At 66.0% G+C, this 17,518-nt stretch carries 15 protein-coding genes; 8 read left to right on the top strand and 7 right to left on the bottom strand.

Annotated features, from left to right (window positions below):
* Window positions 1-110: 110 nt before the first annotated feature.
* Genes rfbC through rfbA form a run of 4 tightly spaced genes read left to right on the top strand, consistent with a single transcriptional unit; the run spans window position 111 to window position 3,401 of the window.
* Window positions 111-668 (top strand): dTDP-4-dehydrorhamnose 3,5-epimerase, encoded by a 558-nt coding sequence (rfbC, locus tag E2K76_RS04420; RefSeq protein ID WP_136683072.1) that lies wholly within the window; start codon window positions 111-113, stop codon window positions 666-668.
* Entirely contained in the window at window positions 665-1,699 is a 1,035-nt protein-coding gene (gene rfbB, locus E2K76_RS04415; protein WP_136683071.1) for a dTDP-glucose 4,6-dehydratase, read from the top strand. The genes rfbC and rfbB overlap by 4 nt, the downstream gene beginning before the upstream one ends.
* Complete coding sequence (gene rfbD, locus E2K76_RS04410) at window positions 1,696-2,535, top strand: dTDP-4-dehydrorhamnose reductase (RefSeq protein WP_136683070.1); 840 nt, start codon at window positions 1,696-1,698, stop codon at window positions 2,533-2,535. The genes rfbB and rfbD overlap by 4 nt, the downstream gene beginning before the upstream one ends.
* Window positions 2,532-3,401, top strand: a complete 870-nt coding sequence (gene rfbA, locus E2K76_RS04405; protein ID WP_136683069.1) for a glucose-1-phosphate thymidylyltransferase RfbA — start codon at window positions 2,532-2,534, stop codon at window positions 3,399-3,401. The genes rfbD and rfbA overlap by 4 nt, the downstream gene beginning before the upstream one ends.
* Here the strand turns inward: rfbA and addA are convergent.
* From addA to regB, 6 genes are all read right to left on the bottom strand, one after another.
* Window positions 3,384-6,656, bottom strand: coding sequence for a double-strand break repair helicase AddA (addA, locus tag E2K76_RS04400; RefSeq protein WP_394343925.1), 3,273 nt, complete (start codon window positions 6,654-6,656; stop codon window positions 3,384-3,386). The two genes, rfbA and addA, sit on opposite strands and share 18 nt — an antisense overlap.
* The gene (addB, locus tag E2K76_RS04395; protein ID WP_136683067.1) at window positions 6,643-9,558 is read right to left on the bottom strand and encodes a double-strand break repair protein AddB; all 2,916 of its coding nucleotides are present in this window, start codon (window positions 9,556-9,558) and stop codon (window positions 6,643-6,645) included. Before addB ends, addA begins: the two co-directional genes overlap by 14 nt.
* Complete coding sequence (locus E2K76_RS04390; RefSeq protein WP_136683066.1) at window positions 9,551-10,210, bottom strand: nucleotidyltransferase family protein; 660 nt, start codon at window positions 10,208-10,210, stop codon at window positions 9,551-9,553. Before E2K76_RS04390 ends, addB begins: the two co-directional genes overlap by 8 nt.
* Complete coding sequence (gene tsaE, locus E2K76_RS04385) at window positions 10,198-11,577, bottom strand: tRNA (adenosine(37)-N6)-threonylcarbamoyltransferase complex ATPase subunit type 1 TsaE (protein WP_136683065.1); 1,380 nt, start codon at window positions 11,575-11,577, stop codon at window positions 10,198-10,200. Before tsaE ends, E2K76_RS04390 begins: the two co-directional genes overlap by 13 nt.
* Window positions 11,578-11,618: 41 nt before the next feature.
* Entirely contained in the window at window positions 11,619-13,148 is a 1,530-nt protein-coding gene (locus E2K76_RS04380) for a PAS-domain containing protein (protein WP_136683064.1), read from the bottom strand.
* Between the two features lie 124 nt (window positions 13,149-13,272).
* On the bottom strand, window positions 13,273-14,634 hold the full coding sequence (gene regB, locus E2K76_RS04375) for a sensor histidine kinase RegB (RefSeq protein WP_136683063.1): 1,362 nt from the start codon (window positions 14,632-14,634) through the stop codon (window positions 13,273-13,275).
* A gap of 86 nt (window positions 14,635-14,720) precedes the next feature.
* Between regB and E2K76_RS04370 the strand changes: the two genes are divergently transcribed.
* The 3 genes from E2K76_RS04370 to E2K76_RS04360 all read left to right on the top strand — a co-directional run bounded on the left by E2K76_RS04370 (window position 14,721) and on the right by E2K76_RS04360 (window position 16,367).
* Window positions 14,721-15,335, top strand: coding sequence for an SCO family protein (locus E2K76_RS04370; RefSeq protein WP_136683062.1), 615 nt, complete (start codon window positions 14,721-14,723; stop codon window positions 15,333-15,335).
* Between the two features lie 50 nt (window positions 15,336-15,385).
* The gene (locus E2K76_RS04365) at window positions 15,386-15,940 is read left to right on the top strand and encodes an ActR/PrrA/RegA family redox response regulator transcription factor (protein WP_136683061.1); all 555 of its coding nucleotides are present in this window, start codon (window positions 15,386-15,388) and stop codon (window positions 15,938-15,940) included.
* 109 nt (window positions 15,941-16,049) lie between these two features.
* Window positions 16,050-16,367 (top strand): H-NS histone family protein, encoded by a 318-nt coding sequence (locus tag E2K76_RS04360; protein ID WP_169053215.1) that lies wholly within the window; start codon window positions 16,050-16,052, stop codon window positions 16,365-16,367.
* Here E2K76_RS04360 and E2K76_RS04355 read toward each other — a convergent pair.
* Entirely contained in the window at window positions 16,364-16,957 is a 594-nt protein-coding gene (locus tag E2K76_RS04355) for an HD domain-containing protein (RefSeq protein WP_136683059.1), read from the bottom strand. The two genes, E2K76_RS04360 and E2K76_RS04355, sit on opposite strands and share 4 nt — an antisense overlap.
* A gap of 129 nt (window positions 16,958-17,086) precedes the next feature.
* On the opposite strand from E2K76_RS04355, the gene E2K76_RS04350 reads away from it, so the two are divergent.
* Window positions 17,087-17,485: a hypothetical protein gene (locus tag E2K76_RS04350; RefSeq protein ID WP_136683058.1), complete on the top strand. Its 399-nt coding sequence runs from the start codon at window positions 17,087-17,089 to the stop codon at window positions 17,483-17,485.
* Window positions 17,486-17,518: the final 33 nt, after the last annotated feature.

Below are 17,518 nucleotides of genomic sequence, written 5' to 3'. Positions count from 1 at the left end.
GCGCAGTTTGCGCCGGATTCCTCCGATCCTTGCCGCGGCGCGGCAAAACAAAGGTGACAGCCGCTGCGGGGATTGCTACGCCTTTGTTCGGAATAAAGGATGAGAGTGGGATGCAGATAGAAAAGACCAAGCTCGACGGTGTCCTCGTCATCACGCCGCGCCGCTTCGGCGATGATCGCGGCTTCTTCTCGGAAAGCTGGAGCCGGAAGCTGCTGGCATCGCACGGCATCGACATAGACTTCGTGCAGGACAACCACTCGGTCTCCTCGGCGGTGAATACGGTGCGCGGGCTGCATTTCCAGTCGCCCCCCCATGCGCAGGCGAAACTGGTGCGTTGCGGCAAGGGCCGTCTGTTCGACGTGGCAGTGGACATTCGCGAAGGCAGTCCCACCTACGGCCAATGGATCGGCGAGGAGCTGTCGTTCGAGAACGGCAAGCAGCTTCTGATCCCCGCCGGTTTCCTGCACGGTTTCGCAACGCGCGAGCCGGATACCGAAATCTGCTACAAATGCTCCGACTATTATGCGCCCGAATGTGACGGCGCGGTGCGGTGGGACTCTGTCGGGATCGACTGGAACCTGACCGGCGATCCGATCCTGTCCGCCAAGGACACTGCCGCCCCCGCCCTTGCCGATTTCAAAAGCCCCTTCGCCGTGGAGACCGCATGAAACTTCTGATCACCGGGGGCGCAGGCTTCATCGGCTCCGCAGTCGTGCGCCAGGCCATCCGTGACGGCCATTCGGTCGTGAACGTCGATGCGCTGACCTATGCCGCCTGTCTGGACAACGTGGCGGATGCCGCGAAATCCCCGAATTATGCGTTCGAACAGGCCGACATCCGCGACCGCGCCGCGCTGGACCGCATCTTTGCCGCGCACAAGCCGGACGCAGTGATGCACCTTGCGGCGGAATCCCATGTGGACCGTTCCATCGATGGTCCCAAGGATTTCATCGAAACCAACGTCAACGGCACCTTCAACATGCTTGAAGCCGCCCGCGCCTATTGGACCGCGCAAGGCAAGCCGGACACCTTCCGCTTCCACCACATCTCTACCGACGAGGTGTTCGGGACGCTGGGCGAAACCGGCCAGTTCACCGAAGACACCCCCTATGCCCCGAACAGCCCCTATTCGGCGTCCAAGGCGGCTTCGGACCATCTGGTGCGCGCGTGGCACGAAACCTATGGCCTGCCGGTGGTGATGACCAACTGCTCGAACAATTACGGGCCGTATCACTTCCCCGAAAAGCTGATCCCCGTGGTCATCCTGAAGGCACTGGCGGGCGAGCCGATCCCCGTCTACGGCCAAGGGCTGAACGTGCGCGACTGGCTTTACGTGGAAGATCACGCCGACGCGCTGCTGACCGTGGTGGCGAAGGGCGAGCTTGGCCGCAGCTACAACATCGGCGGCGAGAACGAGGCGCGCAACATCGACATCGTGACGACCATCTGCACGATCCTTGATGAAAAGCGGCCCAAGAACCACCCCTATGCCGAACAGATCACCTTTGTCGCCGACCGTCCGGGCCACGATCTGCGCTATGCCATCGACCCCGAACGCATCCGCACCGAACTTGGCTGGCGCCCGTCCGTGACGCTGGAGCAAGGTCTGGAAAAGACGGTGCAATGGTATCTGGACAATGACGCATGGTGGCGCCCGCTTCAGGACCGCGCGGGCGGGCGTCTGGGAACCAAGGCATGAGGGTGCTGGTCTTCGGATCGACGGGGCAGGTCGCGCAGGAGCTTCGCCGCCTCGCCCCCGAGGCGCGGTTCCTGTCGCGCCAGGACGCCGATTTCATGGACCCGGACGCCTGCGCCGCGCAGGTCCGGGATGCCGATGTGGTCATCAACGTCGCCGCATGGACCGCCGTGGACAAGGCCGAGGCCGAGGAGGACGCCGCGACCACCGTCAACGGTCACACCCCCGCCGCCATCGCGCGGGCCTGTGCGGCGGCGGACATCCCGTTTCTGCATGTGTCCACCGATTACGTCTTCGACGGCTCGGGTGACAGCGCGCGTCTGCCCACCGATCCGGTCGGCCCCTTGGGCGCTTATGGCCGCAGCAAACTGGTGGGCGAGGATGGCGTGCGCGATGCTGCCGGTCCCCACGCGATCCTGCGGACCTCGTGGGTGTTTTCGGCCCATGGCGCGAATTTCGTGAAGACGATGCTGCGCCTGTCGGAAACCCGCGATGCGCTGACCGTGGTGGACGATCAGATCGGCGGCCCCACCCCGGCAGCCGACATCGCGGCGGCGCTGCTGTCCATTGCGCGGCAGTTCCACGAAGGGCGCGGCACCAGCGGCATCTATCACTTCGCGGGCGCGCCGGACGTTTCCTGGGCCGACTTCGCGCGGGAAATCTTCGCACAGGCCGGGCGGAAGGTTGCGGTCACGGGCATTCCCACCTCGGATTATCCGACGCCCGCGAAACGCCCCGGCAATTCGCGGATGGATTGCTCCAGCCTCGAACAGGATTACGGTATCGCCCGCCCCGACTGGCGTGCAGGTTTGGCACAGGTTTTGCAGGATTTGAAATGACCAATCGCAAGGGCATCATTCTGGCGGGCGGATCGGGCACGCGGCTTTATCCGATCACGATGGGCGTGTCGAAACAGCTTCTGCCGGTCTACAACAAGCCGATGATCTACTATCCGCTTTCGGTGCTGATGCTGACCGGCATCCGCGAGATTGCGGTGATCACCACCCCCGAGGATCAGTCGCAGTTCCAGCGCCTTCTGGGCGATGGCAGCCAGTGGGGCGTGTCGTTGACCTATATCGTGCAGGCATCGCCGGACGGTCTGGCGCAGGCCTATCTTCTGGCCGAGGATTTCCTTGCCGGTGCGCCTTCGGCCATGGTGCTGGGCGACAACATCTTCTTCGGCCACGGCCTGCCGGATCTGCTGCAAGAAGCGGATGCGCAAGCCAGCGGTGGGACCGTCTTCGGCTATCACGTCGCCGATCCCGAACGCTACGGCGTGGTCGATTTCGACGAGACGGGCCGCGTCCGCACCATCATCGAAAAGCCCGAGGTTCCGCCCTCGAACTATGCGGTCACGGGTCTCTATTTCCTCGACGGCACCGCGCCGGAGCGGGCGAAGCAGGTCCAGCCCTCCGCACGCGGAGAGTTGGAGATCACCACGCTTTTGGAGATGTATCTTCATGACGGCGCGCTGGAGGTGAAGCGTATGGGCCGCGGTTACGCGTGGCTGGACACCGGCACGCATGGCAGCCTGCTTGACGCGGGCAACTTCGTGCGGACGCTGGAACTGCGTCAGGGCATGCAGACCGGCAGCCTGGACGAGATCGCCTTCACCCAGGGCTGGATCACCGCCGAGGAGCTTCAAATCCGCGCCAACCTGTTCAAGAAGAACGATTACGGCCGCGCGCTACAGGATCTTCTGTAACGAGGCAGCGGTCAGATCGGAGGGCAGCGGCATCAGCGTGCCGCTGCGCGTCCACAGGATCGCGGTTTCCACCGCGCGGCCCGGATAGATCTGGCGCAAAACCTCGGAATAGGCGCCCATCTGTCGCAGCAGCCCTTCTGGCACCTGCGCTGCCGATCCCGGCACCACCGCGTTCGATTTGAAGTCGATGGCCAACACCCTGCCCGGCTCCACGATCAGCCGGTCGATGGTGCCCAGCACGCGCTTGCCGCCGATGCTGCCCGTCACCGGAACCTCGGTCAGTGCCGCCGCGCCGAAAAGCTGCGGATGCGCGGTCAACACCGCCTCGACCTCGGCCAGCATCGGGGCGTGATCGAACCCCGCCAGCAGCCGCGCGGCCAAATCCGGGCGCAATGCCGGCTCCACCCCCGGCAGATGTTCCAGCAGCAGGTGCAGATGCGTGCCGCGCAGCTTGGCGGCCTCCTCCTCCAGCCCCTCGCCCGGCAGCGCCTTCGCCCCGCCAAGGTTCGAGGGCGACAGCGGACGCACCGGCAGCACAGGATCGGCGGCGTGACGGCGCGCCCAGTCGGGCAATGCGGCCAGCGGCTGCACTTCAGCAGTGGCGGCTGGCATCGGCGCGGGCCAATCGCCCTCCTCCAGCAGCAGCCCGCCCTGATGCGGCTTCGCCCCCGCGCTTTCCATGCCCTGCCGGATCAGGTCATACCACGCCTCGCCCGAGGCAAGATCCCCCGCCGCCGCCGCGATCAGCCAGCACTGCGCCCGCGTCAGCGCGACATATAGCAGCCGCATGGATTCCGCTTCGCGTGCCGCCTTGCGGGCCTCCAGCGCGGCGGCCATCGCCGGGGGTGCCTCGTCGCCGGACATACGCCAGACGGCGCGGCCATCGTCGAGCATCACCAGATCGTCCCGGTCGCGCGCCTTGTGATCGGCAGTGTCGGGCAGGATGACGATGGGCGCCTCCAACCCTTTCGACCCATGCACCGTCATCACCCGGATCATGTGCCCCGCCGAATCCATCCGGCGTTTCACCACCACATCGTCGGTGGTCAGCCATGACAGGAACCCGGTCAGGCTGGGCACGTCGCTGCGCTCATAGGCCAGCGCCTGCGACAGCAATTCGTCGATGCCATCCTCCGCCTCGGACCCAAGGCGCGCCAGAAGTTTGCGGCGACCGTCATGGCGGGTCAGCATCCGTTCGATCAAATCATACGGGCGCAGGAAGTCCGCCTGATCGCGCAGGTCCTGAAGAATGCGGACGGTGTCGCTGTCCTGATGGCGCAGGCTGGCCCAGAGATACCCTTCGCGCGGCTGGGCGAGGCGATAAAGCTGATCCTCGGTCCAGCCGAACACAGGCGAGCGCAGGGCAGCGGCCAGCGACAGGTCATCCTCGGGCGTGGACAGGAACGCCAGCAGCGCGCCCAGATCGCGCACCGCCAGTTCCGCGGCCAGCTTCAGCCGGTCGGCCCCGGCGATCGGCAGGCCCGCCTTCTTGCAGGCGCGGATCAGCGGGCCGAACACCCCCGACCGTCCGCGCACGAGGATCAGGAAATCCCCGGCGTGAACGGGACGGAAACCCTTTCCATCCGGAATCTGCACCCCATCCGCAATCATCTGGCCGATCTTGGCCGCGATGCGTTCGGCCAGCCGCGCATGGTGATGCTCGTCCGAGATCAGATCGACCGGGCTCCACCATTCCTCATCCTCGGGGAGCTTGGACGGCTCGAACGGGGGCCAGAGTTCGACCCGCCCCGGCATGTCGCGAAAGGCGATATGGCGCAATTCGCCGCCCAGCGCCGCCAGCCGCGCCTCGGGGAAGGTCATGTCCACCAGCCGCAGCACCGCCGCCGAGGATCGGAAGGAATGTTCCAGCGACAGGTCCTGCAAACCCATCAGCCGTTCGGCAAAATGGTGCTTCATACGGTCGAAGGCGGCGACATCCGCGCCTTGGAACGAGTAGATCGACTGCTTCTTGTCGCCCACCACGAAGATCGTGCGCTCGACATCCCGCGCGCCTTCCCCGGCGGCGAATTCCTGCGCCAGAAGTTCGATCACCCGCCATTGCTGGGGCGATGTGTCCTGCGCCTCGTCCACCAGAATATGGTCGATCCCGCCATCCAGCCGGAACAGCACCCATTGCGCGACCGAAGGATCGGTCAGCAACCCGACGGCGCGCGTGATCAGGTCGTCGAAATCCAGCCAGCCGCGCATCGCCTTGCGCCGTTCGTATTCCGGCAGGAAAACGCTGGCGAAGCGGTGCAGCACCGCGCTGCGTTCGGCAGCCGCCAGGGCGATGCGCGACGCCCGCGCAGCCTCCACGCGGCGCATCAGGTCCTCCAGCCGGTTCAGCAAAGGGCCAAGCGCGGCCTGCATCGCCTTGGTCGGGAACTTGCCGATCTTGGCCCCGAAGGGCGAGGCCGCCGTGCCGCCGAACAGCAGCAGCTTTTCCAGCGCCAGAAGTGTGGACAGATCCGCCGGAAAGCGCAGCTTCAGCAGCGTCTGCGCCGCCGCAAGATCGGTCGTCTTGCCGCCGGCCAGAACCTCTGCCACCTCGGCCAACCAATCTTCCTCGCCGCCGATGAAGACCTGCGCCAGAAGCCCGTCCGCATCAAACCCCGCAGGCACGCCAAAGGCATCGCGGCAGTCCGCGGGCGACATCGGCCGCGCGAAGCCGTCGCGTTTTCCGGCGACCTGCATCGACAGCGCGCCGAAATCCTCGCCGGTATAGGCACGGGCAAGGGCGGCGACGGCATCGGGTGCGATGCGGTCGGCCATCTCCTCCACGATCTCCTCGCGCAGAAGGCTTGCCGCGCGGTCGTCCAGCTCGGTGAATTGCGGCGACACGCCTGCCTCCAGCGGGAACCGCCGCAGAAGGGTCGCGCAGAAGGAGTGGATCGTCTGGATACGCAAGCCGCCCGGCGTTTCGATCGCGCGGGCGAACAGGCGGCGGGCCTTGGCCAGCACGTCCGGCCCCATCGCACCGATGCCCAGCGTGGACAGGGCGGAGGACAGCGCCGCATCCTCCAGCATCGCCCATTCGCCAAGGCGGCGGAACAGGCGGTTCTGCATTTCGGACGCCGCGGCCTTGGTATAGGTCAGGCACAGGATGCGCTGCGGCGCGACATCGGCCAAGAGCAGCCGCGCCACCCGGTCCGTCAGCACGCGGGTCTTGCCCGATCCCGCATTGGCCGACAGCCATGTGGACGCATCGGGCCGCGCCGCCGTCACCTGCCGAAGCGTCGCGTCATCCATTTTCATCGCCCACATCCTCCGGCATCGACGGGTCCTGCATTTCCCATTCGCCGAAACGGGCCAGATGGTCGTAATCGCCGGGGAAACGTTCGCCGAACATCGCGCGGCGGGACGGGTATCCTTGTTCGCGGGTCAGATATTGCCCGACCAGTTCATGCAGCGATTCCCATGCCTTGCCCATGATCTCGGGCGTCATCACGGTTTCTTCGACCTTGGCCGAGGCGCCAAGGCCTATATAGCTGATCCTGGCCACGTCCGACGGCCCAAGCGCCGCGAATGCACCACGCGCGGCCATCGCCGCCTCCAGCAGAAGCTGCTTTTCGAACGCCTTCTGCTGTTTCTGGCTGGGGGGCGACCCGGTCTTGTAGTCGATGATGTGCAACCGTCCGTCCTCCAGTTGGTCGATCCGGTCGGGCTTGGCGATCAGCGTGAAATTCAGCGGGGTCAGCGGCACGCTTCCCGGTTCCTCCAGCCAGACGGGGGTGCCGCCCATCGCGGCCTCGGTCTTCAGGAAGAAATCGGCGGCGCGGTCCATGCGGGCCTGCCACAGCGCGCGGGCGGCGGGCCATGGCACATCCGCCTCCAGCACGCGGGACGCGATGGCGCGCAGACGGATGCGGGCTTCGTCCGGTGTCTCCTCCGGGCGGTCGCGCACGAATTCCTCGAGGATCGAATGCAGGATCGACCCGCGCAGGCGTGCATCGGGCGCGTGGCGCAGCGGGTCCAGCGCGCGCAGACGCAGGACATGCTTGGCATAGATGGCATAGGGGTCGCGGATCAGATCGCGCACGCCCGTCACCGCCAGTTTCGTCGGACGCGCAGCCAAGGGCGGGCGGGGTGCGGGGCGTGGCGCGGGCGGCACCGGGGCATCCGGCGTTTCCAGCCGTTCGGCCATCGTCAGCCACGCCCGCCCGCGTGCGCGCATCGCAGCCAGCGCATCCTTGCCCCCCTTGGCGGGCAGCCCGTCCATCAGGTTCTGCAGCCGGTTCAGCCAGCGCGAGGGCACGGTTTCCGCCTCGGCGTCGCGGATGCTGCGGGTCAGCACCACCTCGGGCGCGGCGATGGCCTGTTGGTAATCATGTGCTGCAAGACCGATGCGCCGTTCGGGCAAAAGCAGCCCGGCCTGAAGCCGCATCTGCCGGTTCAGCCACGGGTCGGGCGGCGGCAGCGCGGGCCAGATGCCATCGTTCAGCCCGCCAAGGATGACCAGATCCGCGCCCTGAACCCGCGCCTCCAGCGTGCCCCAGATCATCACGCGCGGATCGGCGATGACGGTGTCGCGCACCTCGCCGCGCGACAGGACAGCGTCGAACATGTCGTTGTAATCGGCGGGGGAGAGGACGCCGCCATGAACCGCCTCGGCCCGCAGCATGGTCATGCAATCATGGGCGGATTCGCCCGCCGGACTGGTCCAGAGACGCCCCGGCTGGCCCGCCGGGCCGCAGGCCAGCGCATTCGCGATGGCCAGATGATGCTCCAGATGATCGGCGAGCAGGCGCGCGGAAATCGTTTCCAGACCCGTCAGCGTGCGGCCCACCCAGTCGGCCCAGTCGCGGATGCCATCGTCTGGCCGCGTGTCCGCCCATATGCGCAGATCGTCCAGCGTCGGAAAGGGCGGTCCGTGACGGCGCAGGCGCAGTTCCAGATCGCGGGTCCAGCGCAGGTGGTTTCCCCGGTCCGACCCCGAGGCCGTGACCGGGTGTTTCAGCAGCGTCAGCAGCACCTCGGGCGTCAGGCGTTGGCCCATCAGGCGGCCCACCATTCGCAAAAGGCGGCCCTGTGCGGTCTGGCTCAGCGGCTCGCCGGCGGAATCGTCGGGGATGATGCCCCAGCGGTCCAGCGCCGCGGCGACCATCCGCGTCAGCCCACGGTCGGGAGAGATCAGCGCCGCCCGCCGACCATCCTCGGCCGCTTTGCGCAGGATCAGCGCGACGGCCAGCGCCTCGGCTCGCGGGCGGGGGGCCTCGATCAGGGTCACGTCCTGCATCGCGGCCGACAGGTCCGGCAAATGACGGCCTTCCTCCAGCCACTGATCGGTGACCGGGGCAGGGCGAAGCGACAGTGAAATCAGCCGATTGCGGTCCTGCGACGGCGGCGCGTCACCCGTCCAGCGCGTCACGTCGCCCGGCGTCAGGTCCAGCGCCCGCAGCAGGTGGTGGAAACGGTATTGCGGATGATCCTCGGCCGTCAGCGCATCGGCAAGCCCGTCCCAGACCGCATCCGGCATGTCGAAATCAAAGCCCGGCAGCACCAGCACGCCATGATCCAGCCGTGCCACAGCCTGCATCAGCAGCGCCGTCGTGCCGCGCGACCCGGTGGAGCCTGCGATGATGACCGGCGCGGTGGGCGGGGCCAACTGCCACAGCGCGACCAGCCGGTCCACCGCCATGCGCTGGCGCACCTCGGGGTCGGGGGCATCCCTGTCCTGCGCCAAGGGGGCGACGATGTTCACGAAAGCCTGCGTGCGCGCCCAATGCGCCGAATGGTGCGACACGTCGAGGGTCGCGATCGCCTCGGGCGGCACGCCTTCTGCCTGCATTTCCGACATCAGGTCTGCCAGGCTGTCGGCCAGATCGAAGATCGCCGCGCGGGGTGCGAGGTCCGGCTGCGCATCCAGCAGGGCCGAGATCAGCCGCGTCAACTCCAGCCGTCGCCGCAAGGGCGGGGTCGCGTCCGGCAGGCCGGGCACCAAGGACGGCACATCGCCCAGAAGCCGCACACGCGGCAGGAATGACGCCCCATCCGCCGTCAGCAGGTCCACCACCCGGCGACGCATCCGCGCGGTGTTGACGAAAAGCTGCACCGCCGCCATCGCCTCGGGCGGCTGGCCTGCCATCCGCGCGCGCAGTCCGGCAACCAGCGCGGCGGGGAAATCGACGCCGGGCGGAAGTCCGGAAACCTCACCCATGCAAAAGCGCCTCCGCCAGAGGGATGCTTTCGGGGCGGCCCACGTCGCACCAGCCGCCGTCATGGGTGATGCCGTGCAGACGGCCCTGCGCGATCATCCGGTCCCACAGCAGGTTCAGCGAGAACTTCCGCTCCGCAATTCCCGCCAGCCCCTCCGGCTTCAGGATCTGCGCGCCAAGATAGACAAGCCCCGGCGCGCCGTTCGCCCGCACCAGTGGATCGCCGATGAAGTCCCCGGTGCCGCGATGCCCCGTCGCGCGGTCGGCAGGCAGCAGCAAGAGCAGTCCGTCCATCCGCGCCGGATTCCATGCCGCCAGAAGTTGCGTCAGCGGGTTCGCCCCGGTCCAGACGGCATCGGTGTTCAACGTCATCACAGGCCCGTCGCCCAGAAGCGGCAGCGCCGCGCGCAGACCGCCCCCGGTTTCCAGCAACTCCGGCTCATAGGACAGCGGGATATCGACATGCGCGGCGATCTGGTCCGGCAGGTAATGCGTGTTGGCGACGATCCTGGTGATGCCCGCGCCCCGCGCGATGTCCAGCGCGTGGTCGATCAGCGGCTTGCCCGCCACCGGGATCATCGGCTTCGGACGGTTCGCGGTCAGCGCGCCCATGCGGGTGCCAAGACCGGCGGCGAACAGCATCAGGGGCAACATGCGGCGATCCTTTCCAGAACCTCGGGGGTGGGTTCGGGCAGGTCCGGGGCGACCCTCGCCAGCGCCGGATGGGCGAGGTTCCTTTGCACCTGCGCCCAGACGCGCGGGATCAGCCGCAGATAGCCCGGTTTGCCTTGCGCCGACAGCCGCGCAAAGATGCCAAGGATGCGAAGTCCGCGCTGTGCGCCGAACACGGCATAGCTGGCGCGAAACGCCTCGGACGGGTCGAACCTTTCGATCATCGCCGCTTCGGTTTCCGGCGACACATCACGCCGCGCATCCTGCAGAAGCGAGACGAGATCGTAAGCCGGTTGCCCCATCTGCGCGAGTTGGAAGTCCAGCAGCCCGACCCGGGCCAACCCCTTGCGCGCGGGCAGCCAGAGCAGGTTTTCGGCATGGTAATCGCGCAGGATCATCACGCGGGGACCATCGGCATGGGCGCGGATGGCATCTTCCAGCGCAGCTATCGTCGGTTCGGGATCGCCGCGATCGCCGGTGGCAAGGCGGCGATACCAGTCATAGGCGGGCAGGATCGCCGTGGCCCAATCGCGCGCCGAAAGATCGGGCAGGGCGGGCGCAGGCGCGGATTGCAGATGCCGCAGCACGTCGGTCGCGGGGGCGTAAAGCTCCGCCTCTCGGGCCGGGTCGCGGTCCAGCAGACGGGCGAAGACGTCGTCGCCCAGATCCTCCAGCAGCAGGAACCCGCGCGGCAGATCCTGCGCGACGATCGCGGGCGGCGACAGGCCAAGCCCCGCCAGATGATCCGTGATGCGCACGAAATCGGCGGGATCGTCGCCGGTTCCGGGCGGTGCGTCCATCAGCACATGGCCGCCCACGCGCGAATATCGCCGGGCCGAGGCGTCGCCTGCCAGCGGCACAGCATCCCCCGGCGCGATCCTTTCGCCCTGCACGCGGCGCAGATCGTCCAGCAGGCCGGGGCGCGTGCAGCGCAGCGTCGCGATGCGGCCTTCGCCGTCAATCTCCAACCGCAGGTGCAGCGCGTGATCGGGCGTCAGATCGCCCAGCCGATCCGGCCATTCGATCAGGCAGACGGCATCTTCCATCGCGCTGTCCAGCCCCAGTTCCATCGCCTCGTCCGGGTGGGACAGGCGATAAAGGTCCGCATGCCAGACCTCGAAATCTGGCGCGTCATAGGTCTGGACCAGCGTGAAGGTGGGCGAGGGGACATCCTCGTATCTGCCCAGCGCGGCGCGGATCAGGGCGCGGCACAGATGCGTCTTGCCCGCGCCGATGCCGCCTTCCAGAAGCACCGCATCGCCCGGGTGCAGAACCCGCGCAAGGTCCGCGCCCAGTTCGGCGGTGTCGTCATCGGTGGCAAGCGGCAGGGTCAGGGCGGTCAGGAACATGCCCGGAACATGGCCGCAGCCGCCCGCAGGTGCAAGGGTGTTCAGACAGCGATGCGGGCGGGTTCGGCATCGGCCGTGACGATATGAAAGCCGATCAGCGTCGCGCCGCCGGGCAGGGGCGTCATGCGGCACTGCACCGCCCGCCCATCGGTCAGGCGCGCGATGCCGATCTGCGCCTCGCGCGGGCCGAGGCTGACGACGAAATGTTCCACATCGACCCAAAGCGGGGTCGGTGCGCACATGCGCCGCCAATGGCCGCAAAGGGCGCCGATGCCCTCGTCGTTCAGCCCGCCTGCGGGATCGTGGCGCCAAAGGTCGGAATAGGCGGCGTTGGACATGACCAACTGCCCGCCTTGGGAAAAGACGACGATCGCCTCGTCCACCGCGTCGATCACCGACTGGCCCAGTTCCAGATCGGCACGATAGCGGCGCGTGCGGGTCATCTCGGTCGAGATATCCTCGAACATGAGCGCCAGCGCGCCGTTCGGGTGCGGACGGCCGATGACGCGATAGGTCTGGCCGGAGGGCAGGCTCCACGTTTCCTCGTATCCGCCGGTCGAGGCGGCCTTTTCCAGATCGGTCATCTGGTTGCGCCAGCCACGGTAATCCTTGGGTTCGGGGATCATGCTGCGGTCGCGCATCGCATCCAGCACGGCAAACAGGGTCGGGCGGCGCGACAGGAAATCGGGCTGAAGGCCCGACAGGTCCATGAGGGCCGGGTTGAACATCGCAAGCTGGCGCTGGCGGTCGAAGATGGCAAGGCCGATCGGCAGGTCCGCGAAGGTCCGCGTCAGCGTCTGCTTGAATTCGCGCAGGGAGGTTTCCGCCTGAACCGCGCCGTCGATGGGCAGCGCGAAGACCAGCCTGTCGCCGCCCGCATCGTCGAAATGATTGAGGTCGAACCAGAGGCCCGCCTTGCCGTCGTCAAGCCGTGCGCGCGCATCCGCCGCGCTTGGGAACAGGCGCGGCAGGGGCCAGCCGATCTCCTCTCCGCCCGGAAGGCGGTGCAGGGCTGCGGCAAGATAGGCGGCGTTGGCCCAGACCACCTCGCCGCCCGCCTCGCGCCACGCCATGAAGGGTGCGGCGGACATGGCGGCGCGCAATTCGGCCAGTTCCGCCGCCTGCGCACGGTGGGCCAAGGGATCGCCGGGCGCTTCGGCAAGGTCCGACAGGGTGATCCGTGTCAACCCGCCGCCATATTCCGCGTTCAGCGTCAGCCCTTCGGCATGCTGACCCGAGGCATGCAGAAGCAGCGCGCCTTCGGTCACCAGATGGCGCAACTGTTCCTCGCACCCCGGAAACCGCGGCGCGAGATAGGCCATCAGCCGCGCCCAGGGACCGCCGCGCGCGCCCTGCTGCGACACCGACAGCAGCCGCCGCGCCGAGGGCGTCGCGTCCAGCAACGCCTCGCCGTCGAAGATGAAGACGGTGCCGGGGCCTTCGGCGCGGAAGACGCTGTCGCGCGACCGCTCGCGCGCAGAGGCGGCCGAGATCAGAAAGAAGCCTGCGGTTGCGGCCAAAATGGCGATCGCCCCGACTTCAAGAACGAGACGCAGACTGAGTTCGTGCATGTTTCACCGCAAGCGTCCGGGCATGCCGGCAAGGTGCTGCACGTTTGGGCCGAGTTCATTAACAATCGGTTAACCTTAGATTGCCAATGCAAGAATGATTGCAACCTGTGGGCAATTTGCCACTTTAGCCGAAGGGAAGGTTGTCGCCCAGCGGCCCATCCTCCGGCTCCAGCGCGTCGCGGGGCCAGATCACCTCGACCACGGCGCCGCTGCGGCCCAGACGTTCCTGCGGATCGAGGAAGGGATCTGCGGCATTGGCAAAGCGCAGCCGCGCGCCGGTGCGTTCCAGCAGCGTCTTGGCGATGAACAGGCCAAGGCCCATGCCTTCGTATTCGGGCCGCGTCTCGGTCCTGCGGGACCGCACGAAAGGCTCGCCGATGCGCCCGATGATCTGCGAGGAGAAGCCGCTGCCGTCATCGACGATGCGGACGAGGATCGTCTCGTCATCCCAGCAGCCGTCGATCCAGACGGTGCTGCGGGAAAAGTCCACCGCGTTCTGGATCAGGTTGCGCAGCCCGTGGATCAACTCGGCGCTGCGCAGAACGGTCGGCATCCGCTCGTCGCCATCCTCAAGCGGCAGGAAGGTGAATTCGACCGCCTTTCCGCGGGCCAGATGCGGCTCTGCCGCGTCGCGCAGCAGGGCCGACAGGGGGGCCTGGCGCATATGGGGGTCGTCCTTGCCCGCGCGGCCCATGGATTGCAGGATGTCGCGGCAGCGGTTGGCCTGATCGCGGATCAGGGCCGCATCCTCGGCCAGATCGGGGTGGTCCTTCAACTCCTCCATCAGCTCGGCCGAGACGAGCTTGATCGTGGCAAGCGGCGTTCCCAACTCATGCGCCGCCGCCGCGACCACGCCGCCAAGGTCGGTCAGCTTCTGCTCGCGCGCCAGCGCCATCTGCGTCGCCAGCAGCGCGTTCGAGGTGGAACGGATCTCGGTCGAGACCTGCCGTGCATAGACCGAGGTGAAGCCGATCCCGATTACCATCGACAGCCAGAACCCGAAGGTGAAAAGCTGCGGCGTGACCAGAAGCGATCCGTCCGAAAGCTCCATCGGCAGGTGATACACGGTCACGAAACTGACCAGCACGGCGGCGCAGACAGCAATGGCGATGGTGGTCGCAAGACCAAGCGCCGAGGCGGAAATGACGACCGGCGCAAGGATCAGCAGCACGAACGGGTTTGACAGCCCCCCGGTCAGATAGATCAGCACCGTCAGCTGCACCATGTCGAAGATCAGCGTCAGCATCGCCTCGGTTTCGGTCAGGCGGCGGTTGCCGGGAAAGGCGAATGCCGAGGCGAGGTTGGCGCAGATTGCCGCGACCACCGCCAGATAGCAAAGGCTGATCGGCAGATGCACGTCCAGCACCCTGTAGGCATAGGTGATGGCGGCAAGCTGGCCCGCAATCGTCATCCAGCGCAGCGTGATGAGGGTGCGAAGGCGCAACCAGTCGCCGCGCGGCAGAAGACCCTTTGGGTGGGATGTCATCGCAATTCCGTGACCGGGACAATAAGGCCCATTGTTATGCCCGCCCGCATGGGGGATCAATGCGCCGATCCGAGGGGAGTGGGAAGATGAAGAAAACATATGCTCTGCTGGCGGCAGGCGTCCTGGCGGCTGCGCTTGGCGTGACCGGCGGGCTGATCGTCTTCGGCAAATCCTCGGACAAATACGCGCAATGCCGCGAAGGTCAGGTCGGGGGCGGCACCATCGGCGGGCCTTTCGAATTGATCGATGGGCAGGGCAATTCCGTCACCGATGCCGATGTGATTACCGGGCCGACACTTGTCTATTTCGGCTATACATTTTGTCCGGATGTCTGCCCTTTCGACAACCAGCGGAATGCCGAGGCGGTGGATATATTGGAAGAACGCGGCATCGACGTTAAGCCCGTTTTCATTTCTGTCGACCCCGCCCGCGATACGCCTGAGGTGATGGGCGAATACGCCGAAATGATGCATCCGCGCATGGTGGGTCTGTCCGGGTCCGAGGATCAGGTGAAGGCGGCAGCGGATGCCTACAAGGTCTATTATCAGGCGCAGAAAGCCGAGGACGGCTTTTATCTGGTGGACCATACCACCTTCACCTATCTGATGATGCCGGGCGAAGGGTTCATGGATTTCTTCCGCCGCGAGGTCACTGCGGAACAGATGGCGGATCGCGTCGCCTGTTTCGCGGAAGCGGGCTGATTTGACCGGGCTGCGGGGCGATTGTAAGTTGATTATCGAAAGGGAACCGAATGGCTGAAGACACGCATCCCGAACTTGGCGCGGACCGGACATTGTTGCTGGTCGATGATGACGAATCCTTTGTGAAACGTCTGGCCAAGGCGATGGAAAAGCGCGGCTTCATTCCCAAAACGGCCGAAAGCGTCGCCGAGGGGCAGGCCATCGCGAAATCCCGCCCCCCGGCCTATGCGGTGGTCGATCTGCGGCTGGAGGACGGCAACGGTCTGGACGTGGTCGAGACGCTGCGCGAGCGGCGCCCGGATTGCCGGATCGTCGTGCTGACGGGATATGGCGCCATTGCGACGGCGGTTGCGGCGGTCAAGATCGGGGCGACGGATTACCTGTCCAAACCTGCGGACGCCAATGAAGTGACCAATGCCCTTTTGGCCAATGGCGAGGCGCTGCCCGAGCCGCCGGAAAACCCGATGTCGGCGGATCGCGTGCGGTGGGAACATATCCAGCGCGTCTATGAAATGTGCGATCGGAACGTTTCGGAAACGGCGCGGCGGCTTAATATGCACCGGCGCACATTGCAGCGGATTCTTGCCAAACGCAGTCCCAAATAATTGAATGGCCAAAAGGACAGGGTCGTATCTTTTCCAATCATGTTGCGATAGTTTGTTTTCCGGGGCTACACCGGATCTGTCTCCATTTTCGGAGCACAAGGAATAAAGAATCGATATGGAACTGAACAACCTTTCCCTGAAAGAACTCAAGGATCTTCAGTCGCGGGTCGGCAAGGCCATAGCCACTTACGAGGATCGTCGAAAGCGCGAGGCGCTGACGCAACTTGAGGCAAGTGCGCGGGATCTTGGATTTTCTCTTTCTGAATTGGTGGACGCGCAGACGCAGAAGAAACGTCCGGCGACTGCGCCCCGTTTCGCAAACCCGAACAATGCGGATGACACCTGGTCGGGCCGGGGACGCAAACCGCGCTGGTATATCGAGGCAATCGAGTCCGGCAAGGAACCTGCCGAACTGGAAATCAACTAAACATTGTTTCCGCCCGCCAGCAGAATTGCATGGCGGGCGACGAATTCGGACCGAACTTCGACCGGTGGGCGCAGACGGATTTCAAGACCATCCGTCACCGCCCGATCCGGTTTGCCGAAGAAGCGCAGCGCCTCCCTTTCGGTGAAGCCCGCGATCTGGGTCGCCTCCATATGTGCCGAAATCCGGTCCGCGCGCTTGATCGCCCGTTTCAACGCCGGCGGCAGCGCCGCAGGAAGTCCGAAGCGGATATGGACCGCCGCCGTCAGCCGCGCATCCAGATCGCCGTAAGCCGCACCCACCGCGGCTTTGACCGGGCTGATCATGTCGCCGATGACATATTCCGGTGCATCGTGCAGCAGGGCCGCCAGACGATCCGCCGCCGTCGCCGCAGGGTTCAGGCGGCCGAAGATCTCCTCGACCAGCAGCGAATGTTCGGCCACCGAATAGGGGAAATCCCCCGTTGTCTGCCCGTTCCAGCGCGCAACGAACGCAAGGCCATGCGCGATGTCCTCGATCTCGATATCCATCGGTGTCGGGTCCAGCAGATCCAGTCTGCGGCCTGAAAGCATTCTTTGCCATGCCCGTGTCATATCGCGATCGCCAACCGTTTCCGAAGCCGCACAGATAGCGCCGCGGACGTGCCGCGAAAAGCTGGCATCTGCCCATCTTGGAACATCGCGGCCGCTTCTGCGTTGGAATGGCGTCAGAAAGGGAAGATCATGACCAAACTTTCGCGCCCGGCCTTGGCCTTGGCTGCGATCGCCACCACGGCACTGCCCGCCTTTGCCGCGATCCGGCCCGAAACCCCTCCTATCGACCTTGCGGTCTATGACGCGATGCCCCGCATCGGCGAGGCACAGCTGCCGACCGACCCCTATTGCGATCAGGCGGACACGCTTGCCGTGACCTTGGGCGAGGAATATGGCGAGGAAGTCATGCTTGCCGCCATGAATCCCAACGGCACCAGCTTCCGTTTCTGGGCCTCGGACGAGTTTGGCACATGGACCGTTAGCTATGTCCGCGCGGATGGGGTCAACTGCGTCGTCGGCTCGGGCACCGGATGGACCGAGGGGGACAGCGCCGCAGGACATATGCAGGCGCTTGGCATCGACCTCTGATTGCCGCGCGGGTCCCCGGATGCTATGCCTCAC

Source organism: Falsirhodobacter xinxiangensis, from assembly GCF_004959935.1.
Lineage (GTDB): Bacteria > Pseudomonadota > Alphaproteobacteria > Rhodobacterales > Rhodobacteraceae > Falsirhodobacter > Falsirhodobacter xinxiangensis.
The sequence above is the reverse complement of the archived record's forward strand: the minus strand, read 5'-3'. Positions and strand labels throughout refer to the sequence as shown.

Excerpts from the sequence above, each read along its gene's own strand:
- rfbC (WP_136683072.1), top strand. The coding sequence starts at position 111 with ATGCAGATAGAAAAGACCAAGCTCGACGGTGTCCTCGTCATCACGCCG.
- rfbB (WP_136683071.1), top strand. The coding sequence starts at position 665 with ATGAAACTTCTGATCACCGGGGGCGCAGGCTTCATCGGCTCCGCAGTC.
- rfbD (WP_136683070.1), top strand. The coding sequence starts at position 1,696 with ATGAGGGTGCTGGTCTTCGGATCGACGGGGCAGGTCGCGCAGGAGCTT.
- rfbA (WP_136683069.1), top strand. The coding sequence starts at position 2,532 with ATGACCAATCGCAAGGGCATCATTCTGGCGGGCGGATCGGGCACGCGG.
- addA (WP_394343925.1), bottom strand. The coding sequence starts at position 6,656 with ATGAAAATGGATGACGCGACGCTTCGGCAGGTGACGGCGGCGCGGCCC.
- addB (WP_136683067.1), bottom strand. The coding sequence starts at position 9,558 with ATGGGTGAGGTTTCCGGACTTCCGCCCGGCGTCGATTTCCCCGCCGCG.
- E2K76_RS04390 (WP_136683066.1), bottom strand. The coding sequence starts at position 10,210 with ATGTTGCCCCTGATGCTGTTCGCCGCCGGTCTTGGCACCCGCATGGGC.
- tsaE (WP_136683065.1), bottom strand. The coding sequence starts at position 11,577 with ATGTTCCTGACCGCCCTGACCCTGCCGCTTGCCACCGATGACGACACC.
- E2K76_RS04380 (WP_136683064.1), bottom strand. The coding sequence starts at position 13,148 with ATGCACGAACTCAGTCTGCGTCTCGTTCTTGAAGTCGGGGCGATCGCC.
- regB (WP_136683063.1), bottom strand. The coding sequence starts at position 14,634 with ATGACATCCCACCCAAAGGGTCTTCTGCCGCGCGGCGACTGGTTGCGC.
- E2K76_RS04370 (WP_136683062.1), top strand. The coding sequence starts at position 14,721 with ATGAAGAAAACATATGCTCTGCTGGCGGCAGGCGTCCTGGCGGCTGCG.
- E2K76_RS04365 (WP_136683061.1), top strand. The coding sequence starts at position 15,386 with ATGGCTGAAGACACGCATCCCGAACTTGGCGCGGACCGGACATTGTTG.
- E2K76_RS04355 (WP_136683059.1), bottom strand. The coding sequence starts at position 16,957 with ATGACACGGGCATGGCAAAGAATGCTTTCAGGCCGCAGACTGGATCTG.
- E2K76_RS04350 (WP_136683058.1), top strand. The coding sequence starts at position 17,087 with ATGACCAAACTTTCGCGCCCGGCCTTGGCCTTGGCTGCGATCGCCACC.